Raw genomic sequence first — 25,083 nt, 5'->3', positions numbered from 1 at the left:
TTACCAGCGAAAACGCAGGCCGTCGAACGGCTTGGCGGCGGTGGCCGGCGGCGTTGCGCCGGCCGGGTCCTGCGCGCTTGGCACAGGTGTGGCGGGAGCAGGCTCGGCGGGCAGCTCCTGGAGCTTGGCCAGGCTCAACTGCGCGCGCAGCTGTTCGCGATTGCCGCTGACGCGGTAGGTCAGGGTGCCACCATCGGCCATCTGCAGCCGCGCGCCATAAGGCTCGAGCACCCGGCTCAGCTCGGCGTAGCGTTGCAGGTTCATGCCCTGGACCTGCACCTGCAGGTCGCTGCTGGCGCCGGGACGGGTGACGTAACGCGGCGCCAGGCGATTGCTCACCGCCAGCAACACGGCATCGGCCAGGGCCGCCTGGTCGGCGCCCTCGGCACTGCCCTGCTCGCGCTGATCGCCCAGCCACAGCTGCCATTTACCCTGCCACTTGCCGTCGGCCTCGTGGGCGTGCACCGCCAGCAGGGCATCGGCGCCATAGCGCTCGGAGGCCTCGCGCAGCGGCGCCGGGTCGTTGCCTTCGAGCAGCTTGGCATTGGCCACCAGTTGCTCCTGCAGGTCGGCCAACGGCAGGCGCAGGGGCAGGCCACGGTGCTGGGCGGCCCGACGCAGGGGTTCGGCGACGGCCTGGCCATCGCCGACCAGGTTGCTGCCCTCGACGCTGTCATTCAGCCACCAGCCAAGGATCGACGGCCGGTTGCTGCCCCACAGCGCCAGGCCAGCCTGGCGCAGGGCGCGCTCGGTGCTGCCGGGGTCGAATTCGACCAGCACCGACTCCGGCGGCCCGGCTTCGGTGCCGACCTGGTTGATGATCTGCTGCGGGTCCTTGCGCAGCGCGGCCAGTGCCGGGTTCTGCGCCGCCTTGGCATCGCCGGTCAGGCGCAGCACCAGGGTATCCAGGGCCTTGCCGGTGGCCTGGGCGCGGGCTTCTCTGCCCTGCCCTTCGACCGGTTCGCGCACCTGATACAAGCCGGAGACGGTTTCGGCCTGGGCGACGGTGCCGGCCACAGCCAGGCAGGCGCCCGCGAGGAAATTGAGAAGACGCATTGAGGATTCCTGTCCAGATGACCTTGGGGCGACACGCCCTTGCCTGTCGGCTGTGACCGCGCAACCACGGAAAATGCTCCGCGTTGCCGGCCCGTTACGTGGGTCGCCATGCCTATACCTTATACAGGCACCGGCGCGGCAACCAGTCGCACGGGGTGAAACACGGTTTTTTGACCAGATTTCCCGCCTGCCCGTCGGCCTGAGGATGGCCGCCTTGGGGCAACCCTGATAAAATCGCGCGCCTTCGCAGACCAGTGACGTACAGGCAGCCGCCGTTTCTGAAACCGGCCTTGGCCGTCCCGGTCGTTTTTCTGAATCCCTCCCTCCTAAAGGCCTGGATCAATGAGCAAGCAACCCTCCCTGAGCTACAAAGACGCCGGTGTAGACATCGACGCCGGCGAAGCACTGGTCGAACGCATCAAGGGCGTCGCCAAGCGCACCGCACGTCCTGAAGTCATGGGTGGCCTGGGCGGCTTCGGCGCCCTCTGCGAGATCCCGGCCGGCTACAAGCAGCCGGTGCTGGTCTCCGGCACCGACGGCGTCGGTACCAAGCTGCGCCTGGCGCTGAACCTGAACAAGCACGACAGCATCGGCCAGGACCTGGTCGCCATGTGCGTCAACGACCTGGTGGTGTGCGGCGCCGAGCCGCTGTTCTTCCTCGACTACTACGCCACCGGCAAGCTCAACGTCGACGTGGCCGCCACCGTGGTCACCGGCATCGGCGCCGGTTGCGAACTGGCCGGTTGCTCGCTGGTCGGTGGTGAAACCGCCGAGATGCCAGGCATGTACGAAGGCGAAGACTACGACCTGGCTGGCTTCTGCGTCGGCGTGGTGGAAAAGGCCGAGATCATCGACGGCTCGAAAGTGGTCACCGGCGACGCCCTGATCGCCCTGCCGTCCTCCGGCCCGCACTCCAACGGCTACTCGCTGATCCGCAAGATCCTCGAGGTTTCCGGCACCGACATCGACAACACCCAGCTCGACGGCAAGCCGCTGGCCGACCTGCTGATGGCGCCGACCCGCATCTACGTCAAGCCGCTGCTGCAGTTGATCAAGCAGACCGGCGCGGTCAAGGCCATGGCCCACATCACCGGCGGCGGCCTGCTGGACAACATCCCGCGCGTGCTGCCAAAAGGCGCCCAGGCCGTGGTCGACGTGGCCAGCTGGCAGCGCCCGGCGGTGTTCGACTTCCTGCAGGAAAAAGGCAACGTCGACGAGCATGAAATGCACCGCGTGCTGAACTGCGGCGTGGGCATGGTCATCTGCGTGGCCCAGGACCAGGTCGACAGCGCCCTGAACGTGCTGCGCGCCGAAGGCGAGCAACCGTGGGTGATCGGCCGTATCGACGTGGCCGCCGAAGGCGCCGCCCAGGTCGAGCTGCAGAACCTCAAGGCACACTGATGCCCTGCAATGTAGTCGTGTTGCTGTCGGGTTCCGGCAGCAACCTGCAGGCACTGATCGACAGCAACAGCGCCAGCGACAGCCCGGCACGCATCCGCGCGGTCATCTCGAACCGTGCCGACGCCTATGGCCTCGAGCGCGCCAAGGGCGCCGGCATCGAAACCGCCGTGTTGTCGCACACCGGGTTCGACGGGCGCGAAGCCTTCGACGCGGCGCTGATGGCGCTGATCGATGGCTTCCAGCCCGACCTGGTGGTGCTGGCCGGTTTCATGCGCATCCTCAGTGGCGATTTCGTGCGCCACTACCAGGGCCGCCTGCTGAACATCCATCCGTCACTGTTGCCGAAGTACAAAGGCCTGCACACCCACCAGCGCGCGCTGGAAGCGGGTGACGCCGAGCACGGCTGCAGCGTGCACTTCGTCACCGAGGAACTCGATGGCGGGCCTCTGGTCGTACAGGCTGTGGTACCCGTGGCAACGGATGACACCGCGCAGACGCTCGCCCAGCGCGTGCACCTGCAGGAACACCAGATCTACCCGCTGGCGGTGCGCTGGTTCGCCGAAGGACGCTTGCGTCTGGGCGAACAGGGTGCATTACTGGATGGCCAGCCGCTGGCGGCCAGCGGTCACTTGATTCGATCCTAGGAGAATTTATGCGTCGCGCCCTGCTCTTGGCTCTCGCCGTGCTCGCCCTGCCCCTCCAGGCAGCTGATCTGAAGCCTTTCGCGGCGAGCTACACCGCCGACTGGAAACAGCTGCCGATGAGCGGCACCGCCGCGCGCAGCCTGGAAAAGAACGCCAACGGTACCTGGAGCCTGAACTTCAAGGCTTCGATGATGATCGCCAGCCTGACCGAGCAAAGCACCCTCAAGTTCGAGAACGACACCCTGCTGCCGCAGCAGTATCACTTCGAACGCGGCGGCCTGGGCAAGGCGAAGAAGGTCGACCTGAACTTCGACTGGGCCGGCAAGAAGATCACCGGCAGCGACCGTGGCGACGCCATCAACCTGCCGCTCAACCGCGGCGTGCTGGACAAGTCGTCCTACCAGCTGGCCCTGCAGCATGACGTGGCCGCCGGCAAGAAAAGCATGACCTATCAGGTGGTCGACGGTGACGAGATCGACACCTACGACTTCCGCGTGCTGGGCACCGAAAAAGTGACCACCAAGACCGGCCAGGTCGACGCGATCAAGGTCGAGCGCGTGCGCGACCCGAGCCAGAGCAAGCGCATCACCGAGCTGTGGTTCGCCAAGGACTGGGACTACCTGCTGGTCCAGCTGCGCCAGGTCGAGACCGATGGCAAGGAGTACGTGATCGTGCTGCAGGATGGCACGGTCGATGGCAAGGCGGTCAAGGGTAACTGATCGTCAAGCCTGCAATGCCCGAAGCCCCGCCCTGTGCGGGGCTTTTTTTTGCTGCTGTCCGCCCTCCCCTGTGTAGGAGCGGCCTTGTGCCGCGAAAGGGCCGCAAAGCGGCCCCGGCAATTTCTGCGTCGGTGCTGACATCCTGGGGCTGCTGCGCAGCCCTTTCGCGGCACAAGGCCGCTCCTACATGAAACTTGTTTCATCGCTGTTTTATTTACTTAGCCTGCTAACAAATTCTATAAAGAAGGCCTGCGACACAGTGCCGCAGCCAACCAAGCAGTGGAGTTTGACGATGACAGTCCAAGTAACCGAACGCGACGAATCGAAAATGTCCCACGAAGGCCAGGCCGCTGGCCTGCGGATCTGGGACGTGCATCAGCAAGGCCAACTGGTCGGCATGTTCCATGACGAGCAACAGGCTCACCAGTACCGCATGGAGCTGGAATGCCTCGAGCGCCAACGCCCGGCGCAGTGACCCGGCCCTGCAATAAAAAACCCCGCCAAGGCGGGGTTTTTCGTGCTTACCACATCAGATCGTCTGGGATCTTGTAGGCCGCGTATGGATCGTCCTCGTCCGCTTCCTCGACATGGGTGTTGAGCAGCAGGATACGGTTGGGGTCGCGCTCCTGGATCTTCACTGCCGCCTCGCGCGGGATCACTTCGTAGCCGCCACCATGGGCGACGATGGCCAGCGCGCCATTGCTCAGCTTGCTGCGCATCAGGGCGTTGACGGCGATGCGCTTGACCTTCTTGTCATCGACGAAGTTGTAGTAATCCTCGGTGGTCAGCTTGGGCAGCCGGGTCGCTTCGATCAGTTGCTTGACCTGCGCGGCACGGGCCTTCTGCTCGGCCTTTTCCTGGACCTGGCGGTTCAGCTCCTGGTCCTTCTTGGCCTTCTCGGCCTGGGCTTCCTTGGCCAGGCGCTGCTGGCTGTCGTCCACCTCGACCTGGCCCTTGTGTTCCAGGCGTTTCTGTTTCTTCTCGGCTTTGTTGGTCTGCGAGACCTGTTTCTGGTTGACCAGGCCGGCTTTGAGCAATTGGTCGCGAAGGGAAAGGCTCATGGGTGTTCACTCACTTATGCATCGGCTCAGCCGCAGCTGGGCAGGTTCTTTTCCTGACGCTTGGCCTCGCCCCATAAGGCGTCCAGCTCGTCGAGGGTACGATCTTGAATGTTCAGGCCCTGCTCGCGCAATGCCTGTTCGATAAAACGGAAACGGCGCTCGAATTTACGGTTGGCGCGGCGCAAGGCGTTTTCCGGGTCGTGCTTGAGGTGCCGGGCCAGGTTGACGGTGGCGAACAGCAGGTCGCCCAGCTCGTCCTCCAGCGCCTCGCTGTCTCCATCGGCCATGGCCTGCAGCACTTCGTCGAGCTCCTCGCGGACCTTGTCCAGCACCGGCAACGCCTCGGGCCAGTCGAAGCCGACCGTGGCGGCGCGCTTCTGCAGTTTGGCGGCGCGAGACAGCGCGGGCAAGGCCGCGGGCACGTCGTCGAGCAGCGACAACTGCTCGGGCTCGCTCTTTTCGGCACGCTCCTCGGCCTTGATCTCCTCCCAGCGCGACTTGACCTGGGCCTCGTCGAGCTTGGGTGTGTCCAACGGTGCGTACAGCTCGCCGGTGGGGAATACATGGGGATGGCGGCGGATCAGCTTGCGGGTGATCGAATCGACCACGCCATCGAACTCGAAGCGCCCTTCCTCGCGGGCCAGCTGGCTGTAGTAGACCACCTGGAACAGCAGATCGCCCAGCTCGCCCTGAAGGTGCTCGAAGTCGCCGCGCTCGATGGTATCGGCGACTTCGTAGGCTTCCTCGAGGGTGTGCGGGACGATACTGGCGTAGTCCTGCTTGAGGTCCCAGGGGCAGCCATATTGCGGATCGCGCAGGCGGGCCATGAGGTGCAGCAGGTCTTCAAGGGTGTAGGTCATTGTTAAACAGGTCCTTTGGTGTAAGCCCCTTCGCGGGTGAACCCGCTCCCACAGGGATCGCACATAGCCCGAAGCTTGCACTCAACTGTGGGAGCGGGTTCACCCGCGAAGAAGCCACCTCGGTATCAAGGGGTACGATTACGCCGCGTCTCGATGATGTTGGGCAACTGCGAGATCCGCCCCAGCAAGCGCCCAAGGGCGTCCAGGCCTGGGATCTCGATGGTCAGCGACATCAGCGCGGTGTTGTCTTCCTTGTTCGAGCGGGTGTTGACCGCCAGCACGTTGATCTTCTCGTTGAGCAGCACCTGCGACACGTCGCGCAGCAGCCCCGGGCGGTCGTAGGCACGGATGACGATGTCGACCGGATAGGTCTGCACCGGGATCGGTCCCCAGCTGACCTGGATCATGCGCTCCGGCTCCTTGCCCGCCAGTTGCAGCACCGAGGCACAATCCTGGCGGTGAATGCTCACGCCACGGCCCTGGGTGATATAGCCGACGATGGCGTCGCCCGGCAGCGGCTGGCAGCACCCGGCCATCTGCGTAAGCAGGTTGCCGACACCCTGGATCTGGATGTCGCTGCGCTTGCCCGCGCGGATGCCCCGGGCCTGGCGCGGGATCAGCTCGACCGGCTCCAGGCGCTCGGGTTCGAGCAACTGCTGCGCGGCGTTGACCATGTGCGCCAGGCGCAGGTCGCCGGCGCCAAGGGCGGCGAACATGTCCTCGGCAGTCTTGACGTTGGCCTTTTCCGCCAGGCGTTCGAAATCCACCTGGGGCAGGCCCAGGCGGCTCAGTTCGCGCTCGATCAGGGTCTTGCCGGCGGCCACGTTCTGGTCGCGGGCCTGCAACTTGAACCAGTGGACGATCTTGGCCCGGGCCCGCGAGGTGGTCACGTAGCCCAGGTTGGAGTTCAGCCAGTCGCGGCTCGGGTTGCCATGCTTGCTGGTGATGATCTCCACCTGCTCGCCGGTCTGCAGGCTGTAGTTCAGCGGCACGATACGGCCGTTGATCTTGGCACCCCGGCAGTTGTGGCCGATCTCGGTGTGCACCCGGTAGGCGAAGTCCAGCGGCGTGGCGCCCTTGGGCAGGTCGATGGCGTGGCCGTCGGGGGTGAACACGTAGACCCGGTCCGGCTCGATATCGACGCGCAGCTGTTCGGCCAGGCCGCCGATGTCGCCCAGTTCCTCGTGCCACTCGAGCACCTGGCGCAGCCAGGAGATCTTCTCTTCGTAGTGGTTGGAGCTGGGCTTGACGTCGGTGCCCTTGTAGCGCCAGTGCGCACACACGCCCAGCTCGGCTTCCTCATGCATGGCGTGGGTGCGGATCTGCACCTCCAGTACCTTGCCCTCAGGGCCAATCACTGCGGTATGCAAGGAGCGGTAGCCGTTTTCCTTGGGGTTGGCGATGTAGTCGTCGAACTCCTTCGGAATGTGCCGCCACAGGGTGTGCACGATGCCCAGCGCGGTGTAGCAGTCGCGCACTTCCGGCACCAGCACGCGCACCGCGCGCACGTCGTAGATCTGGCTGAACTCCAGGCCCTTGCGCTGCATCTTGCGCCAGATCGAATAGATGTGTTTTGCCCGGCCGCTGATGTCGGCGTTGACACCGGTGGCCAGCAGCTCGTTCTGCAGCTGGTTCATCACGTCGCTGATGAAGCGCTCGCGGTCCAGCCGGCGCTCGTGCAGCAGCTTGGCGATCTGCTTGTACTGGTCGGGCTCGAGGTAGCGGAACGACAGGTCCTCGAGTTCCCACTTGATATGGCCGATACCCAGCCGGTGCGCCAGCGGCGCATAGATGTCGAACACCTCGCGGGCCACGCGCAGGCGCTTCTCGTCATCGGCGGCCTTGACCGCACGAATGGCGCAGGTACGTTCGGCGAGCTTGATCAGCGCCACGCGCACATCGTCGACCATGGCCACCAGCATCTTGCGCAGGTTCTCGACCTGCGCCTGGGAGCCGAGCACCAGCGACTGGCGCGGGCTGAGGCTGGCACTGATGGCCGCCATGCGCAGCACGCCGTCGATCAGCTTGGACACCACCGGGCCGAAACGCTGGCCGACCTCGGCCAGGGTCACCTTGCCTTCGCGCACCGAACGGTAGATGACCGCCGCCACCAGCGAATCCTGGTCGAGCTTTAGGTCGGCGAGAATTTCGGCGATCTCCAGCCCCGCCTGGAAACTGGAGGTACCGTCGGCCCAGGAATGCTTGGCCGGATTACCCTTCCTCTCGACTTCATGGGCAAACTCGCAGGCCTCTTTCAGCCCAGGGCGATCGAGCTGCGAATCGACGCTCACCACATGATCGAGCCATGCTTCGAGATTGATACTGCCGTCGTTGTTGACCGGCTGGTGCACTCTCACCTGTACCATCTTTGTTCTACCTTTCCATACAGCGCACCACACGGGTGCACTGGCTATCACCTGTGCGCCCCTCACTCCCTGAAGGGCGCACCAAGAGGGCCAGCCCAGCTAGCCCGCTTCGAATAACGCCATGGCCTCGACATGCGCCGTCTGAGGAAACATGTCGAGAATCCCGGCCCTTTTTAACCGGTACCCCTGTCCGACCAGCACCTGCGCGTCTCGCGCCAGCGTGGCCGGGTTGCACGATACGTAGACCAGCCGCTTCGCGCCCAGCCGGGCGATGCCTTGCACCACCTCGAAAGCCCCGTCGCGCGGTGGATCCAAGAGTACCGCAGAAAAGCCCTCGGCGACCCATCCGGCGCCCGCCAAAGGCTGCGATAAATCGGCCTGAAAAAACCGAGCGTTATGCACATTGTTGCCATCGGCGTTGGCCGCGGCGCGCTCGACCATGGCCTGCACGCCCTCCACCGCCACCACCTCGCGCGCCTGGCGGGCCAGGGGCAAGGCGAAGTTGCCCAGGCCACAGAACAGGTCCAGGACCCGCTCGTGCGCCTCGGGCGCCAGCCAGGCCAGGGCCTGCTGGATCATCAAGGTGTTGACCTGGGCGTTGACCTGGACGAAGTCACCCGGCCGCCAGGCCAGTTCCAGGCCCCAGGGCTGCAGGGCAAAGCCCAGTTGCGCCGCGGCATCCACCGGCGCCGGCTCGCCCTCGCCCTGCAGCCACAGCTGGGCGCCGGCCTCGCGGCAGAAGGCCTCGAGCCGCGCCAGGTCGTCACTTGGCAGGGGCGCTACATGCCGCACCAGCACCGCCTCGGCGGTGCCGCTGAAAAGCTCCACGTGCCCCAGCGCCTGTGGCTTGCCCAGGCTGCGCAGCACGGTTGGCAGGTGGCGCATGATCGTTTGCAAGGGTTGTACCAGCACCGCGCATTCGTCGATGCCGACGATGTCCTGGCTGGCCTCGGCGCGAAACCCCACGTCCAGTTGGCGCGCCTTGGTGTCCCAGCGTACCGCGACCCGCGCCCGGCGGCGGTAGCCGAATTCCGGTCCGCTCAGGGGAACAGCCCACTCCTCGGGCTGCACGCCAGCCACCCGCTGCAGTTGCTCGGCGAGCAGGCGCTGCTTGAGTGCCAGCTGGCCGTCATGGGGCAGGTGCTGGAGGTTGCAGCCACCGCAGCGGGCGTAGTGCCGGCAAGGCGCTTCACGGCGCTCGGGGCTGGCCTGGAACACGCGCTCCAGGCGCGCCTCGACCACCTTGCCGCGGGCGGCGAGCACCCGCGCCTCGACGTCCTCGCCGGCCAGCGCGCCGCTGACGAACCAGGTACGTCCTTCAATGAAGGCGATGCCGCGACCGTCACCGGCCACGCGCTCGATCGACAGACGTTGCTTCTTGCCCACGGGCAGCTGTGCGGCACGGTTGCCGCCGGCCGGCTGGAAGCGCAGGCCGGTGTTGCTTTTCTTTCTGGACATCAGGTCGGGTCGAACAGGCCGGTGGAGAGGTAACGGTCGCCGCGGTCGCAGATGATGGCGACCATCACCGCATTCTCGACTTCACGGGACAGGCGCAGCATGGCTGCCACCGCGCCGCCGGAAGATACGCCACAGAAAATGCCCTCTTCGCGGGCCAGGCGACGGGTGGTCTCCTCAGCCTCCTGCTGGGACATGTCGACCACGCGGTCGACGCGGGTGGCGTCGAAGATCTTCGGCAGGTACTCGTGGGGCCAGCGGCGGATGCCGGGGATGGCCGAGCCTTCCATCGGCTGCAGGCCGACGATCTGCACCGCCGGGTTCTGCTCCTTGAGGTACTGCGAGCAGCCCATGATGGTGCCGGTGGTGCCCATGGAGCTGATGAAATGAGTGATGCTGCCCTGGGTCTGCTGCCAGATTTCCGGGCCGGTGCTGTTGTAGTGGGCGATCGGGTTGTCGCCGTTGGCGAACTGGTCGAGGACCAGGCCGCGGCCTTCGGCCTGCATCTTCTCGGCGAGGTCGCGCGCGCCCTCCATGCCCTCTTCCTTGGTCACCAGGATCAGCTCGGCGCCATAAGCGGTCATCGCCGCCTTGCGTTCGGCGGTGGAGTTGTCCGGCATGATCAGGATCATCTTGTAGCCTTTGATCGCCGCGGCCATGGCCAGGGCGATACCGGTGTTGCCGGAGGTGGCTTCGATGAGGGTGTCGCCGGGCTTGATCTGGCCACGCAGCTCGGCGCGAGTGATCATCGACAGCGCCGGGCGGTCCTTGACCGAACCTGCCGGATTGTTGCCTTCGAGCTTGAGCAGCAAGGTGTTGCTGGTGTCCCCGGCGATGCGCTGCAGGCGAACCAGTGGCGTATGGCCGATGCAATCGGCGATGGTTGGGTACTGCAGGGTCATGGGCGTTTTCGCAATCCGGACGGCAGGGGCGTCTATCATACCGGCAAACCCTGCTCGGCCATATCACGCAATTGCTGGATGTTATAGCTCATGGCTATAAGGGCATGGGCCTGGCACCCGCTTTGCGGGTGATCGCTGGGCAAGCCCGCTCCCATGGAACAAACCGTAACTCATAGATTTAGGTGGACCCTGTGGGAGCGGGTTTACCCGCGAAGAATCCAGCGCGGTGTATGGCACCGGCTCCGCCGGTGTTCGCGGCGGTGCGGCGGTCCGATAAGCCCGCTCCCACAGGAGGACAGTTCCCAGCGCGGCAACGCAAGTTTCCTACAGGGTGTGCGAAGCCTTTGTGGGTGCGGGTTTGTCCCGCGATGAGCTCGACTCCCCCGCAGCCAGGCGCATGCACAAGCGCAGGCCATGCTCGCCATTGACCGCCCACACGCTCCCGCCCTGGCGCCGGATCGCATTGCGGGCAATGCTCAAGCCCAGGCCGAAACCACCATCCCCGGGCCGCGAACCCTCCAGCCTGGAAAACGGCGCGAATATCCGCTCCAGGTCTTCCTCGGCCACGCCACCGCCCTCGTCCTCCAGGTCGATACGCCAGTACCCGCCCTCTCGCCAACCGCTCAGGCGCACCACGCCCGCCTCCGGGGAATGACGGATGGCGTTGCGCAGCATGTTCTCCAATGCCTGGGCCAGGTCGTTGAGGCTGCCCTGCACCCAGCAGCCGGCCGGCAAGTCGCAGCGCAGCCGCTGCGGCGCCCAGCCACTTTCGTAGCAGGCGTTCTCGCTGAGCAGATCCCACAGCGCCGCCACCTGGATCGGCTCGAGGTTCACCGGTGCGCGTTCGGCGTCCTGCCAGGCCAGTTGCAAGGTGTCCTCGACCAGTTGCTGCATGCCATCCACCTCGCGGTGCAGGCGTTCGCGCAGGCGCTGCAGGTCGGTCTCGCCATCGCAGGCCACGCGCAGGCGGCTGAGCGGCGTGCGCATCTCGTGGGACAGATCGCGCAGCAACTGCTGCTGCAAGGCCACGGTGCCCTGCAGGCGCTCGGCCATCTGGTCGAAGGCCCGGGCCAGTTCGCCCAGTTCGTCCTTGCGCCGGGTGGTGCGCGAATCCAGGCGCGCGGCCAGCTGGTCGGCCCGCCAGGCATTGGCCTGCTCGCGCAACTGGTTGAGCGGCACGATCAGCATGCGGTACAGGCCGACGCACAGCAGCAGGGTGAACAACCCGGGGATGATGCCGTTGGTGACGACGCGCCAGAACAAGCGGTACTGGCCGGGGTTGAAGCGCTCCGGCAGCTCGATCACCAGCATGCCCTGCTCCGGCGCGCCGGGGAACGGCAGGCGCAACCAGGGCTGGCCGACACTGCGTCGGCTCATGGGCCAGTCGACGCCACGCAGGCGGGTCAGGCGCTGGGCCTGGCCGGCGCTCAGGTCGGCGCTGCCCAACGGTTGCAGGTCACCGTCGAGCACGCCCACCCAGCCCTGCTCGCGCTCGCGCATCTCGGCCAGCCAGGCGTCCACGCCCTCGCGGTCGCCACTGCGCCAGGCCTGCTCGGCCTGCGTCGCGTAGCCGCGCAGCACTTGCCGCGCCGGCTCGGACAGGAAGGCATCCTGGGTTTCCATGTGCCGGCCCCAGCTGTAGCTCAGGCCGATCATCAGCAGGCAGAAGCCCACCAGCAGGACGGTCAGTTTCCAGAACAGCGAGTGACGGTCGAGCACGGTTCAGTCGGCCTCGCCCGCGCCGAACACATAGCCCTTGCCCCACACGGTACGCACCTGCCGCTCGTGGTAGCCGATGGCCTTGAGCTTGCGGCGGATCTGGCTGACGTGCATGTCCAGGCTGCGGTCATGCCGCGAGTAGCCACGCTGCAGCACCTGCTGGTAGAGGAAGGGCTTGCTCAGCACCTCGTCCTGGCTGCGGTGCAGGGTGTCGAGCAGGCGATATTCACTGGGGGTAAGCCCGGCCCAGGCGCCGGCGAGGCTGACATCGGTGGCCTGCTCGTCGAAATGCAATTGCCCGGCCTCCACCCCACGCGGCGCCCGAGCGCGCCGCTCGAAGGCCACCCGGCGCAGGATCGCCTCGATGCGCACCCGCAGCTCGGCAAAGCTGAACGGCTTGGGCAGGTAGTCGTCCGCGCCGCGCTCGAAGCCGCTGATGCGGTCGGCCTCGGCGCCCAGCGCCGACATCAGGATCACCGGCGTGGCGCTGCGTCGACGCAGGCTGGCCAGTGCGTCCAGGCCGTTGAGCCCGGGCAGCAGGATGTCCATCAGCACCAGGTCGAACACCTGCCGGCCCGCCGCCTCCAGGCCTTCCAGGCCATTGCGGCACCAGGTCACCTGGAAGCCGCCGCGCTGCAGCTCGTCATGCAGGTAGGCGCCCAGCACGGGATCGTCCTCGATGGCGAGGATGTTGGTCGCGTGAATCGCTTCAGGATGCATTGGCAACTGCCATCAATTCTCAATTACGCGATTATTGGACAAGCGGTCCGAACAAGGCAACCTCCGTCCGACTGGCGTGACATTGAAGTGCCCGCACCGGCAACGCCAGCCGAGAAAAGCAAAAACCATTACAAATCCTGTGCATTACCCCTCAGCGCAGAGTAACGTTCCCGCTGATGCGCGAACCGCGCCTTTAACAGCACATGACAGGAGACAGGTGTGCTCGACCGTTTGGGAATCCGCAGCCGCGTCCTGCTGCTGGCCTTGCTGCCCGCCAGCCTGATGGCCCTGGTGCTGGGCAGTTACTTCACCTGGCTGCAACAAAGCGACCTGCGCACGCAACTGCTGCAACGCGGCAAGATGATCGCCGAGCAGTTGGCACCACTGGCGGCACCGGCCCTCGCCCGCCAGGCTCCGGCGCAACTGGAGCGCATCGCCGCCCAGGCCCTGGAGCAGGCCGATGTGCGCGCCGTGGCGTTCCTTGCCGCCGACCGCACGCGCCTGGCCCATGCCGGCCCCAGCATGCTCAACCAGCCGCCCAGCGGCGGCACCGGCACGCAGCTGCTGCAGCGCACGGGCAACGACGCCACCCGCTACCTGATGCCGGTGTTCGGCCATCACCGCGACCTGGCCACCGACGCCGTGCCGGCCGAGGCCGAGCGCCTGCTCGGCTGGGTGGAGATCGAACTGTCCCACGACGGCACCCTGCTGCGCGGCTACCGCAACCTGTTCACCAGCCTGCTGCTGATCCTCGCCTGCCTGAGCCTGACCGCGCTGCTGGCCCTGCGCATGAGCCGCACCATCAACAACCCGATCAACCGCATCAAGCACGCGGTCAACCAGCTCAAGGACGGCCACCTGGACGAGCGCCTGCCGGCCATGGGCAGCCACGAGCTCGACGAGCTGGCCGCCGGCATCAACCGCATGGCCGAAACCCTGCACAGCGCCCACGAAGAGCTGCAGCACAGCATCGACCAGGCCACCGAGGACGTGCGCCAAAACCTGGAGACCATCGAGATCCAGAACATCGAGCTGGACATGGCGCGCAAGGAGGCCCTGGAGGCCAGCCGCATCAAGTCTGAGTTCCTCGCCAACATGAGCCACGAGATCCGCACCCCGCTCAACGGCATCCTCGGCTTCACCCACTTGTTGCAGAAGAGCGAGCTGACCCCGCGCCAGCTCGACTACCTCGGCACCATCGAGAAGTCCGCCGACAACCTGCTGGGGATCATCAACGAGATCCTCGACTTCTCCAAGATCGAGGCCGGCAAGCTGGTGCTCGACAGCATCCCGCTGAACCTGCGCGACCTGATCCAGGACACCCTGACCATCCTCGCTCCGGCCGCCCACGCCAAGCAGCTGGAACTGCTGAGCCTGGTCTACCGCGACACGCCGCTGTCGCTGGTCGGCGACCCGCTGCGGCTCAAGCAGATCCTCACCAACCTGGTGAGCAACGCCATCAAGTTCACCCGCGAAGGCACCATCGTCGTGCGTGCCATGCTCGAGGACGAGCAGGAAGACAGCGTGCAACTGCGCATCAGCGTGCAGGACACCGGCATCGGCCTGTCGCCCCAGGATGTGCGTACCCTGTTCCAGGCGTTCAGCCAGGCCGACAACTCGCTGTCGCGCCAACCCGGCGGCACCGGCCTGGGGCTGGTAATCTCCAAGCGCCTGATCGAGCAGATGGGCGGCGAGATCGGCGTCGACAGCACCCCTGGCGAGGGCTCGCAGTTCTGGATCAGCCTCAACCTGCCCAAGGCCCACGACGACGCCGAGGAACAACCCGCCCAGGCCCTGCTCGGCCGCCGCGTGGCCATCGTCGACGGCCACGACCTGGCGCGCCAGGCACTGGAGCACCAACTGGAGGACTGCGGCCTGGCGGTCAGCGTGTTCGCCTCCTGCGACCAGCTGCTGCAAGGCGTGCAGGCCGCCAGCCAGGCCGGGCAGCCGTTCGAGTTCGCCGTGCTCGGGGTCAACCTGGGCAGCCTGGCCCCGGAACAGCTGGGCCAGTACCACCAGCAGCTCGAACGTCTCGGCTGCCAGTGCGTGGTGCTCTGTCCGACCACCGAGCAGCCGCTCTACCACCCTTACCTGCCCAATGCCCATGGCCAACTGCTGGCCAAGCCGACCTGCACCCGCAAGCTGCGTCGCCTGCTGCTGGAGCTGGTGCAGCCGCGCCGCCCGGTGTGCGAACAGCGCAACCACGGTGGCCAGCGCATGCCGAAGATCCTCTGCGTCGACGACAACCCGGCCAACCTGCTGCTGGTACAGACCCTGCTCGAAGGCATGGGCGCCGAGGTGCTGGCAGTGGACAACGGCTACGGCGCGGTACAGGCCGTGCAGGACGAACCGTTCGACCTGGTGCTGATGGATGTACAGATGCCCGGCATGGATGGCCGCGCCTGCACCGAGCAGATCCGCCAGTGGGAAAGCAGCCAGAGCGGCCCGCCCCTGCCGATCGTGGCCCTCACCGCCCACGCCATGGCCAACGAAAAGCGCGCCCTGCTGCACAGCGGCATGGACGACTACCTGACCAAGCCGATCAGCGAGCGCCAGCTGTCCCAGGTGGTGATGAAGTGGACCGGCCTGAGCCTGGGCTCACCGCCACCGGAACGCGCCAGCGAACGCCTGGCCGACAGCAGCGAGCTGAAGGTGCTCGACCCGGAGGAAGGCCTGCGCCTGGCGGCCGGCAAGCCGGACCTGGCGGCGGACATGCTGGCCATGCTGCTGGCCTCGCTGGAGTCCGACCGTGAAGCCATCCGCGCCGCGCGCAACGCCGCCGACCGCACGGCGATGATCGAGCGCGTGCACCGGCTCAACGGTGCCTCGCGCTATTGCGGCGTGCCGCAGTTGCGGGCGGCCTGCCAGCGCAGCGAAACCTTGCTCAAGCAGGACAGTCCCCAGGCGCTGCAGGCGCTGGATGAACTGGACCAGGCCATCAGCCGACTGGCCGAACAGGCGCGCGAGAGCGCGTAGGTAACTGTCCCCTGTGGGAGCGGGTTTACCCGCGAAGAATCCAGCGCGATGGATGGCACCGGCTGCGCCGGTGTTCGCGGGCAAGCCCGCTCCCACAGGGACCGCGCCAGATTCTAAAAATTGAGCAAGACAGTTGCTCCCGCAGGGTGCGCGGATCACCTGTGAAGTCAGTTCCCAGCGCGACAGCGCAGCCCGACGGACTGGGCGATCTCCCACAGGAGACACAGGTCAACGCCCAGACTGACCATTTGGCTAGACTGGTGGCATTTCAGATAGGACTCAGACCATGCGCGCCCTGTTGTTCAGCAGCCAGCACTACGACCAGGAAAGCTTCACCCGCGCCGCCAGTGCGGGCACGGTGGAGCTGCACTACCAGCCCGCCCGCCTGACCCTCGACACCGCGCCGCTGGCCCAGGGCTTCGAGGTGGTCTGCGCCTTCATCAACGACGAGCTCGACGCACCGGTGCTGGAACGCCTGGCCGCCGGCGGCACGCGCCTGATCGCCCTGCGCTCGGCCGGCTACAATCATGTCGACCTGGCTGCGGCGCAGCGCCTGGGCCTGACCGTGGTCCGCGTGCCGGCCTACTCGCCCCACGCCGTCGCCGAGCACGCCGTGGCCCTGATCCTGGCCCTCAACCGCCGCCTGCACCGGGCCTACAACCGCACCCGCGAAGGCGACTTCACCCTGCACGGGCTGACCGGCTTCGACCTGCACGGCAAGACCGTCGGCGTGGTCGGCACCGGCCAGATCGGCGCCGCCTTCGCCCGCATCATGGCCGGCTTCGGCTGCCAGCTGCTGGCCTACGACCCCTACCCCAACCCCGAGCTGGTCGCCCTCGGCGCCCGCTACCTGGAACTGCCCGAGCTGCTGCGCCAGGCGCGCATCATCAGCCTGCACTGCCCGCTGACCGAGCACACCCGCCACCTGATCAACGCCCAGAGCCTGGCCCAGCTGCAGCCCGGCGCCATGCTGATCAACACCGGTCGCGGCGCGCTGGTCGACACCCCAGCGCTGATCGACGCGCTCAAGAGCGGCCAGCTCGGCTACCTGGGGCTGGATGTGTATGAAGAGGAAGCGCAGCTGTTCTTCGAGGACCGCTCCGACCTGCCGTTGCAGGACGACGTGCTGGCGCGCCTGCTGACCTTCCCCAATGTGATCGTCACCGCCCACCAGGCATTCCTCACCCGCGAGGCCCTGGATGCCATCGCCGCGACCACCCTGGACAACATCAACCGCTGGGCGGCAGGCAATCCGCACAATCTTGTAAACGGTTGATGCTAGGATACGCGGCAATTTTGGAGGACCCATGGTCGAACACGATTTTCGCTACACCCTTTTCAACCCGCAACACACCCTGATCGAGTGCCGCGCGCTGGTGCCTGGCCGCTACCAGGTTACCGGCAACGGCGGCTCGATCCAGAAGGGCGACGTCCTGCTGGTCACCCTCAAGGGCAGCAAGGACCTGTCCATGCGACTGACCGTCGAGACCGTGCGCCACCTGATCAACCCGCATGGCCAGTGGGTCGCCGTGGCCCAGGGCCCGGCGTTCAACGAGCTGGAGATCCTCAACTGGCAGGTCAAGTGCGACAGCTGCGACGCGGTGCTGGACTTCGAGTTCGCCAACGACGCCAAGCTGGGCAAGAAGGGCCAGGCCCCGGCCGCCAGCGCGCGTATCCAGGAACTGGGCTGGGCGAGCAAGGGCGACAAGCACCTGTGCCCGCAGTGCCGGGAGCGTGGTTGAGTGAAACAGCTGCTGACCGGCGCGCTGATCGCCTGCGGCCTGCTGGGCTGCGCCGCACAACCCTCGAAGCTGCAGCAGGAGCAGAGCTACGTGCTGGAGTGGATCGGTGAGCGCCCGCTGATCGACTACAGCCACCTGACGCTGACCCTGGCCAGCGATGGTCGCGCCTACGGCAACGGCGGCTGCAACCACTGGTTCGCGCCCTACACGCTGGAGGGCGAGCGTATCAGCTTCGGCAAGGTCGGCAAGACCCGCAAATTGTGCGCGCCAGCGCTGATGGACCAGGAAAAACGCTTCCTGCAGGCGCTGGAAACGGTGCAGCGCTGGGATGTGTCGCCGATCGAGCAGATCCGTTTCTGGCCGGCCGAGGGCAAGCCGCTGCGCTTCTGGCCTGAGGAAGGCTGATCATCGCCGGGGGCTGCTTTGCAGCCCATTCGCGGCACAAGGCCGCTCCTACAGGGGTTCGCATTCCCTTGTAGGAGCGGCCTTGTGCCGCGAAAGGGCCGCAAAGCGGCCCCAGGATCGATCAGGCGCCGCCTTTCAAAGCCCTGATCTTCGCCTGCAGCCCTTCAAGCGTCTGCTCACCCATCAACTGCTCACGCACCTTGCCCTTGTCGTCGATGATGTAGGTCACCGGCAGCGCCTCGCTGCGCGGCAACTCGTAGCGCTCGGCCGGGTCCTGGGCCAGCACGGTGAAACCGATCCCCAGGGTATCGGCGGCGGCTTTCAGGTCCGGCCCCTGCAGGCCATCGAAGTTCACCCCCACCACCCGGATGCCCTGCGCCTCCCACTGCTTGGCAGCGGCATTGAGTTCAGGGATTTCCGTACGGCACGGGCCGCACCATTCGGCCCAGTAGTTGAGCACCAGCCAGTGCCCGTCGATCTGTTCGGCCTTTACCGTGTTGCCGTGCTGGTCCACGCCGTAGTCCGCACCGCAGCCGCCGAGCAACAGGCTCGCGGTGATGGCCAGTGCAGCTGCCAAACGCCTTGCCATGGGTCAATCCTTCTCGAAGTTTTCAAGCATTGAAGTCGGTCGCTGCGGTTAGAATAGCCGCCACACCCAGCTGGATGCGACCCGTCATGACCGATCTGACCCTCTATCATAACCCGCGCTGCTCGAAATCCCGCGGCGCCCTGGAACTGCTCGAGGCACGCGGCCTCGCGCCGACCATCGTGCGCTACCTCGAGACCCCGCCGGACGCCGCCACCCTCGAACAGCTGCTTGCCAAGCTGGGCATCGGCGCGCGCCAGCTGCTGCGCACCGGCGAAGACGAATACAAGGCCCTGGAGCTGGCCAACCCGGCCCTGAGCGACGCCCAGCTGATCAAGGCCATGGTCGAGCATCCCAAGCTGATCGAGCGCCCGATCCTGGTGGCCGGTGACAAGGCCGTGGTCGGCCGCCCACCAGAGAAGGTCCTGGAGATCCTGCCGTGAGCGAACCCTACATCCTGGTGCTGTACTACAGCCGCCACGGCTCGACCAGCGAGATGGCCCGGCATATCGCCCGCGGTGTCGAGATGGCCGGCCTGGAGGCGCGCCTGCGCACCGTGCCGGCAATCTCCACCGAGTGCGAGGCCGTGGCCCCGGACATCCCGGCCAGCGGCGCGCTTTACGCCACCCTCGACGACCTGCGCCACTGCGCGGGCCTGGCCATGGGCAGCCCGACCCGCTTCGGCAACATGGCCGCGCCGCTCAAGTACTTCCTCGACGGCACCAGCAGCCTGTGGCTGGGCGGCGAGCTGGTGGGCAAGCCGGCGGCGGTGTTCACCTCCACCGCCAGCCTGCACGGCGGCCAGGAGACCACCCTGCTGTCGATGCTACTGCCGCTGATGCACCACGGCATGCTGGTCACCGGCCTGCCCTACAGCGAATCAGCGCTGCTCGAGACCCGTGGCGGCGGCACGCCGTACGGCGCCAGCCACCATGCCGGCGCCGACGGCAAGCGTGAGCTGGACCCGCACGAGATCACCCTGTGTCGCGCGCTCGGGCAGCGCCTGGCGAAGACGGCCAAGGCCCTGGGTGGCGAACGTGGCTAGAAAGCCGAAGGTATTGCCGCCACTGGACTGGCTGGCCCCCCGGGTGCGCTTTACCCGCGCCCTGAGCCTGGCCTGCTTCTTCGGCCTGATCGCCCTGCTGGTGGTGAACAACCTGTGGTTCGCCGACCTGCACGGGGCGCGGGTCGAGGTGATCATGGCCATCGAGCTGATCCCCCTGCTGCTATTGCTGCCGGGCATGCTGATGGGCAGCGCCCGGGCGCACGCCTGGACCTGCTTCGTGGTGAACATCTATTTCATCAAGGGCGTGCTGGCGGCGTTCGATCCGGCGCGGGCGCTGTTCGGCTGGGTCGAGGTGCTGGTGAGCCTGGGGTTGTTCGTCAGCGGGTTGCTGTTTGTGCGCTGGAAGTTCCAGCAGGAGCGGCGCCTGGCGGGTGAAGGGCAGTAGACCTCGTCTGGCCTCTTCGCGGGTAAACCCGCTCCCACAGGATCTTCACTGCATCTGAAAGCAGTGCAGTACCTGTGGGAGCGGGTTTACCCGCGAAGAAGGCAACACCGATATCAGTGGTTGACGGTATGCGCCAGCATCACCGACAACTGGCACAGCGGCCGCCCGCTCTCGGCATGCCACTGGTTGAACGCCTGCTGCACCAACGCCAAGTCACGCTGGCTGGTCGGCGGCTTGTCGATGATCTTCTGCGCGATCAGCGCCGCCGCCATGTCGTCGGTGGGGATGAAGGTGTCCTTGCCGACCATCCGCAAGAACCGCGGCGCCGACAACCCGCCCAGCTGGTTGCCATGCTTGGCCAGGTACTTCCACAACCCGACGATATCGGTCTCAGGCCAGTCGGCGATGAACGCGCCGAAACTGCCCTTCTCCTTCGCCACGTCCAGCACCATCTGCGCATTGCGCGGCACGCTCTTGAGCTTGCCCAGGTGGCGGATGATGCGCTCGTCGTGCATCAGCCGCTCCAGGTGCTCGGCGCCCATCAGCACCACCTTCTGCGGATCGAAACCGAAGAACACCTGCTCGAACGCCGGCCACTTGGCGTCCACCAGGCTGTGCTTGAGCCCGGCGCGGAACACGCGCAGGGCCAGGGTCGACAGGTAGCGATCGTCAGGGATGTCGCGCAGCTGCGCGGGCGTGCGCGGCTGCGGCAGGAAGGCTTCCAGCGCCTGGGCCGAACCGAAGCGGTTCAGGCAGTACGCGTGCAACCACTGATAGTCGCGCATGCGGTCAGATGTTCAGCACGTCGAGGAAACGCGGGGTGGCGCTCTCGTCGATCTTCAGGCTGGTGAAGTCGAACAGGTTGCGGTCGGCCAGCTGCGACGGCGCGACGTTCTGCAAGGCGCGGAAGATACTCTCGGTACGGCCCGGGTGCTTGCGCTCCCACTCCACCAGCATGTCCTTGACCACCTGGCGCTGCAGGTTCTCCTGCGAGCCGCACAGGTTGCACGGGATGATCGGGAATTCCTTCATGTCCGAGTAGGCCTGGATGTCCTTCTCGCTGCAGTAGGCCAGTGGGCGGATCACCACGTTGCGGCCGTCATCGGCGCGCAGCTTCGGCGGCATGCCCTTGAGCGCGCCGTTGAAGAACATGTTGAGGAAGAAGGTCTCGACGATGTCGTCGCGGTGGTGCCCCAGGGCCATCTTGGTCGCGCCGATCTCGTCGGCGAAGGTGTACAGGGTGCCGCGACGCAGGCGCGAGCACAGCGAGCAGGTGGTCTTGCCCTCGGGTACCAGCTCCTTGACCACCGAGTAGGTGTCCTTCTCGACGATGTGATACTCGACGCCCAGCTCTTTCAGATAAGCCGGCAGCACGTGCTCGGGGAAGCCCGGCTGTTTCTGGTCCATGTTCACCGCGACGATGTCGAACTTGATCGGCGCCACCTTCTGCAGGTGCAACAGAACGTCGAGCATGGTGTAGCTGTCCTTGCCGCCGGACAGGCAGACCATGACCTTGTCGCCATCCTCGATCATGTTGTAGTCGGTGATGGCTTCGCCAGCGAGACGACGCAGGCGTTTTTGCAGTTTGTTCTGGTTGACCGAGAGGGTGCCCATAGCGCTTGGATCCGCGAGGTGTGACAAAAGCCGGCTATTTTACGCACAAACCGCACGGCGCAGTAGGTGAATCCGATAAAGACTTCAAGGGAATCAGCACCACGCCTGACAGCGCAATTTGCTCTAAAAAGCCGGTTTTGTGCCGGGATCCGCTTCCTATACTGCGACATAAGGCCACATTGGCGCAGCACTTGGTGTCCTGGCCTCGGGCCATAGGCGCTCCATCCGGGGGGCGTTTGGCAACGACGATAGGAGTGACCCGTATGATTCATCACGTTGTTGGGCTGTTCACCCACCCTGACCAGGAGTGGCGGGAGATCCGTGGCGAGGAAGAAAGCATCAGCCACATGTACCTGACGCACACGCTGATCCTGGCGGCGATCCCCGCCGTCTCGGCGTTCATCGGCACCACCCAGGTCGGCTGGGTGATCGGCGAGCGGCCAGCGGTGATGCTGACCATGGAAAGCGCGCTGTGGATGAGCATCATGTCGTACCTGGCGATGCTCGCCGGGGTCGCGGTGATGGGCGCCTTCATCCACTGGATGGCGCGCACCTACGACGCCAACCCGAGCATGGCGCAGTGCATCGCCTTCGCCACCTACACCGCCACCCCGCTGTTCATCGGCGGCCTCGCGGCGCTGTACCCGCACCTGTGGCTCGGCATGCTGATCGGCACGGCGGCCATCTGCTACACCGTGTACCTGTTGTATGTCGGCTTGCCGACGTTCATGAACATACCGTCGGATGAAGGCTTCCTGTTCTCCAGCTCCGTGCTGGCGGTGGGCCTGGTGGTACTGGTGGCGATCATGGCCGCGACCGTGATCATCTGGGGACTGGGCGTGGGGCCCGTCTACACCAACTGAACGCATACCTATCAGATCCAACCAACACTGGGGCATCACCCGAGGCCGCCGCAAGGCGGCTTCGTTTCGTGTGCCTGACCGGCGGCTCGGCAGCCGGCCATTGCCTGCGGCATAATGCCCGGTCAGGAGAACTGCCCCGCCATGCCCGAGCTGCTCAGACAACGCGTCGAAACCTGTTACCAGCAAGCCGAAACCTTCTTCAAACGCCCTTTTCCGCGCCCGCAGGTCAGCTTCAAGCTGCGCGGCCAGAAAGCCGGTGTCGCCCACCTGCACGAGAACCTGCTGCGCTTCAACCTGCAGCTGTACCGCGAGAACCAGGACGACTTCCTGCGCCAGACCGTGGCCCACGAGGTGGCCCATCTGGTGGCCCACCAGCTGTTCGGCGAGCGTATCCAGGCCCATGGCGAGGAGTGGCAGTTGATCATGCGCGGGGTGTACGAGCTGCCGCCGAACCGTTGCCACAACTATGAAGTGCAGCGGCGGGTGACGACGCGCTACATCTACCGCTGTCCGTGCCCGGAGAGTGATTTCCCGTTCACCGCCCAGCGGCACAAGCTGGTGCGCCAGGGCCGGCGGTACCTGTGCCGGCGGTGTCGGGAGATTCTGGTGTACAGCGGCGAGACCCGCGTCGAGTGAAAGATTGCATTCGCGGGTAAACCCGCTCCCACAGGTACCCCACCGTCCTGAGGGCAGCATTTTCCTGTGGGAGCGGGTTTACCCGCGAAAGGGCCGGCACTGACAGCACAGAACTCCCGGCACAAAAAAGGCGACCCGAGGGTCGCCTTCTTCATTTCACATCGCGATCAACGCGCCGGGCCTTCGGCCACGCCCAGGTCGTCGGTCGGACGGGTGTCGATCAGCGGCGAGCCGCCGGATGCCAGTTCCGCCTGCAGGGTGTCGGTGTCCAGCTCCTTGACCCACTTGGCCACGACCACGGTGGCCACGGCGTTGCCGATCAGGTTGGTCAGGGCGCGGGCTTCGGACATGAAGCGGTCGATACCCAGGATCAGCGCCAGGCCCGCCACCGGCAGGTGGCCGACAGCCGACAGGGTCGCGGCCAGCACGATGAAGCCGGAACCTGTGACGCCCGCAGCACCTTTGGACGCTACCAGCAGCACCAGCAGCAGGGTGATCTGGTGGGTGATGTCCATGGTGGTGTCGGTGGCCTGGGCGATGAACACCGCGGCCATGGTCAGGTAGATCGAGGTACCGTCCAGGTTGAACGAGTAGCCGGTCGGGATCACCAGGCCAACCACGGATTTCTTCGCGCCCAGGCGCTCCATCTTGGCCAGCATGCGCGGCAGGGCCGACTCGGAGGACGAGGTGCCCAGCACGATCAGCAGCTCTTCACGGATGTAGCGGATCAGCTTGATCACGCTGAAGCCGTGGGCGCGGCAGATACCGCCCAGCACTACCAGGATGAACAGCACGCAGGTGATGTAGAAGCAGGCCATCAGGTAGCCCAGTTGCACCAGCGAACCCACGCCGTACTGGCCGATGGTGAAGGCCATGGCACCGAAGGCGCCGATCGGGGCCAGCTTCATGATCATGTTGATGATGTTGAACATGACATGGGCGAAGCGATCGATCAGGTCGAGCACCGGCTTGCCGTAGCTGCCCAGGCGATGCAGGGCGAAGCCGAACAGCACCGAGAACATCAGCACTTGCAGGATATCGCCGTTGGCGAAGGCGCCGACCACGGTGTTGGGGATGACGTTGAGCAGGAAGCCCACGGTGGTCTGCTGCGCGCCGGCGGCGGCGTAGGCGGCCACGCTGCTGGCGTTCAGGGTGCTGACGTCGACGTGCATGCCGGCGCCCGGCTGGACCACGTTGACCACGACCAGGCCGATGATCAGGGCGATGGTGGAGACGATCTCGAAGTACAGCAGCGCGTAACCGCCGGTCTTGCCAACCGACTTCATGCTCTGCATGCCGGCGATGCCGCTGACCACGGTGCAGAAGATGATCGGGGCGATGACCATCTTGATCAGCTTGACGAAGCCGTCACCCAGGGGTTTGAGGGCTACGCCGGTTTCCGGGTAGTAGTGGCCGAGCAGGATACCGATGGTGATGGCGACGATCACCTGGACATACAGCGATTTGTACAGCGGCTGACGAGTCGTCATGGCTAGTTTTTCCTCAAGTGGGCCGGCGCATCCTTCCCAGGATGTCGGGGCACCTGAATCGCGAACCCTCCTGTACCCGGAGGGATTTGTCGTTGTGGGCGAGTGCCTGGGCAGGCCTCTGCCAGCTGAATAGCAAGGGCGATGCCAAAGTGCCCGCTTGAGGTGCACAGCCAATGATTACAGGGTGTGAATGCCCCGGGACGGGGCGAAGAACCACGTAGGAAATGGCGGATTTCCGCCCGATGGCGGAAATCGTACAGGGCAGGTTGGCGGGAATCCGCCTCAGAGGTATTCAGTGGGACTTTCCGGTGGGAGCGGGCTTGCCCCGCGATGAGGCCCGGGCCGGATGGCACCGGCTTCGCCGGTATCGCGGGGCAAGCCCGCTCCCACGCACCGCCCCCTGCACTGGAAAGGCAG

The 25,083-nt window shown here is 65.8% G+C and carries 25 protein-coding genes; 13 read left to right on the top strand and 12 right to left on the bottom strand.

Features of this window, described 5'->3' with window-relative positions; all coding sequences use genetic code 11:
* A complete protein-coding gene (locus tag AC0MAZ_RS10290; RefSeq protein WP_475861004.1) occupies positions 1-1,056 on the bottom strand; it encodes a DUF2066 domain-containing protein in 1,056 nt (351 codons plus the stop codon).
* Between the two features lie 342 nt (positions 1,057-1,398).
* Here AC0MAZ_RS10290 and purM point away from each other — a divergent pair, with 342 nt between their 5' ends.
* The 4 genes from purM (at position 1,399) to AC0MAZ_RS10270 (ending at position 4,295) form a co-directional block, all read left to right on the top strand.
* A complete protein-coding gene (gene purM, locus AC0MAZ_RS10285) occupies positions 1,399-2,457 on the top strand; it encodes a phosphoribosylformylglycinamidine cyclo-ligase (protein ID WP_475861003.1) in 1,059 nt (352 codons plus the stop codon).
* Positions 2,457-3,101, top strand: coding sequence for a phosphoribosylglycinamide formyltransferase (purN, locus tag AC0MAZ_RS10280; RefSeq protein WP_203647689.1), 645 nt, complete (start codon positions 2,457-2,459; stop codon positions 3,099-3,101). The genes purM and purN overlap by 1 nt, the downstream gene beginning before the upstream one ends.
* 8 nt (positions 3,102-3,109) lie before the next feature.
* On the top strand, positions 3,110-3,820 hold the full coding sequence (locus AC0MAZ_RS10275) for a DUF3108 domain-containing protein (protein ID WP_050704538.1): 711 nt from the start codon (positions 3,110-3,112) through the stop codon (positions 3,818-3,820).
* A 292-nt stretch (positions 3,821-4,112) separates the two neighbouring features.
* Positions 4,113-4,295 carry a hypothetical protein gene (locus tag AC0MAZ_RS10270; protein WP_203647690.1) on the top strand — a complete coding sequence of 61 codons (183 nt, stop codon included), beginning with the start codon at positions 4,113-4,115 and terminating at the stop codon, positions 4,293-4,295.
* A 46-nt stretch (positions 4,296-4,341) separates the two neighbouring features.
* Here AC0MAZ_RS10270 and AC0MAZ_RS10265 read toward each other — a convergent pair whose 3' ends face one another.
* From AC0MAZ_RS10265 to AC0MAZ_RS10235, 7 genes are all read right to left on the bottom strand, one after another.
* Positions 4,342-4,881, bottom strand: coding sequence for a DUF2058 domain-containing protein (locus AC0MAZ_RS10265; RefSeq protein WP_254464777.1), 540 nt, complete (start codon positions 4,879-4,881; stop codon positions 4,342-4,344).
* 26 nt (positions 4,882-4,907) lie between these two features.
* Positions 4,908-5,741 (bottom strand): nucleoside triphosphate pyrophosphohydrolase, encoded by an 834-nt coding sequence (gene mazG / locus AC0MAZ_RS10260; RefSeq protein ID WP_232856705.1) that lies wholly within the window; start codon positions 5,739-5,741, stop codon positions 4,908-4,910.
* 125 nt (positions 5,742-5,866) lie between these two features.
* On the bottom strand, positions 5,867-8,107 hold the full coding sequence (gene relA, locus AC0MAZ_RS10255) for a GTP diphosphokinase (protein WP_203647693.1): 2,241 nt from the start codon (positions 8,105-8,107) through the stop codon (positions 5,867-5,869).
* Positions 8,108-8,206: 99 nt separating this feature from the next.
* Complete coding sequence (gene rlmD / locus AC0MAZ_RS10250; protein WP_203647694.1) at positions 8,207-9,565, bottom strand: 23S rRNA (uracil(1939)-C(5))-methyltransferase RlmD; 1,359 nt, start codon at positions 9,563-9,565, stop codon at positions 8,207-8,209.
* On the bottom strand, positions 9,565-10,464 hold the full coding sequence (cysM, locus tag AC0MAZ_RS10245) for a cysteine synthase CysM (protein WP_203647695.1): 900 nt from the start codon (positions 10,462-10,464) through the stop codon (positions 9,565-9,567). Before cysM ends, rlmD begins: the two co-directional genes overlap by 1 nt.
* Positions 10,465-10,788: 324 nt before the next feature.
* Positions 10,789-12,183: a sensor histidine kinase gene (locus AC0MAZ_RS10240; RefSeq protein ID WP_203647696.1), complete on the bottom strand. Its 1,395-nt coding sequence runs from the start codon at positions 12,181-12,183 to the stop codon at positions 10,789-10,791.
* 3 nt (positions 12,184-12,186) lie between these two features.
* On the bottom strand, positions 12,187-12,903 hold the full coding sequence (locus AC0MAZ_RS10235) for a response regulator transcription factor (RefSeq protein WP_203647697.1): 717 nt from the start codon (positions 12,901-12,903) through the stop codon (positions 12,187-12,189).
* Positions 12,904-13,122: 219 nt separating this feature from the next.
* On the opposite strand from AC0MAZ_RS10235, the gene AC0MAZ_RS10230 reads away from it, so the two are divergent.
* From AC0MAZ_RS10230 to AC0MAZ_RS10215, 4 genes are all read left to right on the top strand, one after another.
* Complete coding sequence (locus tag AC0MAZ_RS10230; RefSeq protein ID WP_232856703.1) at positions 13,123-15,879, top strand: response regulator; 2,757 nt, start codon at positions 13,123-13,125, stop codon at positions 15,877-15,879.
* 286 nt (positions 15,880-16,165) lie between these two features.
* Positions 16,166-17,155 carry a 2-hydroxyacid dehydrogenase gene (locus AC0MAZ_RS10225; protein ID WP_475860997.1) on the top strand — a complete coding sequence of 330 codons (990 nt, stop codon included), beginning with the start codon at positions 16,166-16,168 and terminating at the stop codon, positions 17,153-17,155.
* 31 nt (positions 17,156-17,186) lie between these two features.
* Positions 17,187-17,621 carry a hypothetical protein gene (locus tag AC0MAZ_RS10220; protein ID WP_028690922.1) on the top strand — a complete coding sequence of 145 codons (435 nt, stop codon included), beginning with the start codon at positions 17,187-17,189 and terminating at the stop codon, positions 17,619-17,621.
* Positions 17,622-18,026, top strand: a complete 405-nt coding sequence (locus tag AC0MAZ_RS10215) for an META domain-containing protein (protein WP_203647700.1) — start codon at positions 17,622-17,624, stop codon at positions 18,024-18,026. It begins immediately after the preceding gene.
* Positions 18,027-18,147: 121 nt separating this feature from the next.
* Here the strand turns inward: AC0MAZ_RS10215 and AC0MAZ_RS10210 are convergent, their stop codons facing one another.
* Positions 18,148-18,615, bottom strand: a complete 468-nt coding sequence (locus AC0MAZ_RS10210) for a TlpA disulfide reductase family protein (RefSeq protein ID WP_028690924.1) — start codon at positions 18,613-18,615, stop codon at positions 18,148-18,150.
* An 86-nt stretch (positions 18,616-18,701) separates the two neighbouring features.
* Between AC0MAZ_RS10210 and arsC the strand changes: the two genes are divergently transcribed.
* Genes arsC through AC0MAZ_RS10195 form a run of 3 tightly spaced genes read left to right on the top strand, consistent with a single transcriptional unit; the run spans position 18,702 to position 20,063 of the window.
* Positions 18,702-19,055 carry an arsenate reductase (glutaredoxin) gene (gene arsC, locus AC0MAZ_RS10205; protein WP_203647701.1) on the top strand — a complete coding sequence of 118 codons (354 nt, stop codon included), beginning with the start codon at positions 18,702-18,704 and terminating at the stop codon, positions 19,053-19,055.
* A complete protein-coding gene (gene wrbA / locus AC0MAZ_RS10200) occupies positions 19,052-19,657 on the top strand; it encodes an NAD(P)H:quinone oxidoreductase (RefSeq protein ID WP_050704525.1) in 606 nt (201 codons plus the stop codon). Before arsC ends, wrbA begins: the two co-directional genes overlap by 4 nt.
* Positions 19,650-20,063, top strand: a complete 414-nt coding sequence (locus AC0MAZ_RS10195) for a DUF2069 domain-containing protein (RefSeq protein ID WP_262974207.1) — start codon at positions 19,650-19,652, stop codon at positions 20,061-20,063. Before wrbA ends, AC0MAZ_RS10195 begins: the two co-directional genes overlap by 8 nt.
* A 113-nt stretch (positions 20,064-20,176) precedes the next feature.
* On the opposite strand, the gene AC0MAZ_RS10190 is transcribed toward AC0MAZ_RS10195, so the two are convergent.
* Positions 20,177-20,848, bottom strand: coding sequence for a DNA-3-methyladenine glycosylase I (locus AC0MAZ_RS10190; RefSeq protein WP_254464783.1), 672 nt, complete (start codon positions 20,846-20,848; stop codon positions 20,177-20,179).
* A gap of 4 nt (positions 20,849-20,852) precedes the next feature.
* A complete protein-coding gene (gene ttcA, locus AC0MAZ_RS10185) occupies positions 20,853-21,677 on the bottom strand; it encodes a tRNA 2-thiocytidine(32) synthetase TtcA (protein ID WP_011532643.1) in 825 nt (274 codons plus the stop codon).
* A gap of 263 nt (positions 21,678-21,940) precedes the next feature.
* Here ttcA and AC0MAZ_RS10180 point away from each other — a divergent pair, with 263 nt between their 5' ends.
* Positions 21,941-22,540: a Yip1 family protein gene (locus AC0MAZ_RS10180; RefSeq protein WP_028690929.1), complete on the top strand. Its 600-nt coding sequence runs from the start codon at positions 21,941-21,943 to the stop codon at positions 22,538-22,540.
* A gap of 141 nt (positions 22,541-22,681) precedes the next feature.
* Positions 22,682-23,176 (top strand): SprT family zinc-dependent metalloprotease, encoded by a 495-nt coding sequence (locus tag AC0MAZ_RS10175; RefSeq protein WP_232856699.1) that lies wholly within the window; start codon positions 22,682-22,684, stop codon positions 23,174-23,176.
* 167 nt (positions 23,177-23,343) lie between these two features.
* Here the strand turns inward: AC0MAZ_RS10175 and AC0MAZ_RS10170 are convergent, their stop codons facing one another.
* Positions 23,344-24,666, bottom strand: a complete 1,323-nt coding sequence (locus AC0MAZ_RS10170) for a dicarboxylate/amino acid:cation symporter (protein WP_110736363.1) — start codon at positions 24,664-24,666, stop codon at positions 23,344-23,346.
* Positions 24,667-25,083 lie beyond the last annotated feature (417 nt).

The sequence above is a fragment of the Pseudomonas sp. A genome, assembly GCF_056270345.1.
The sequence above is the reverse complement of the archived record's forward strand: the minus strand, read 5'-3'. Positions and strand labels throughout refer to the sequence as shown.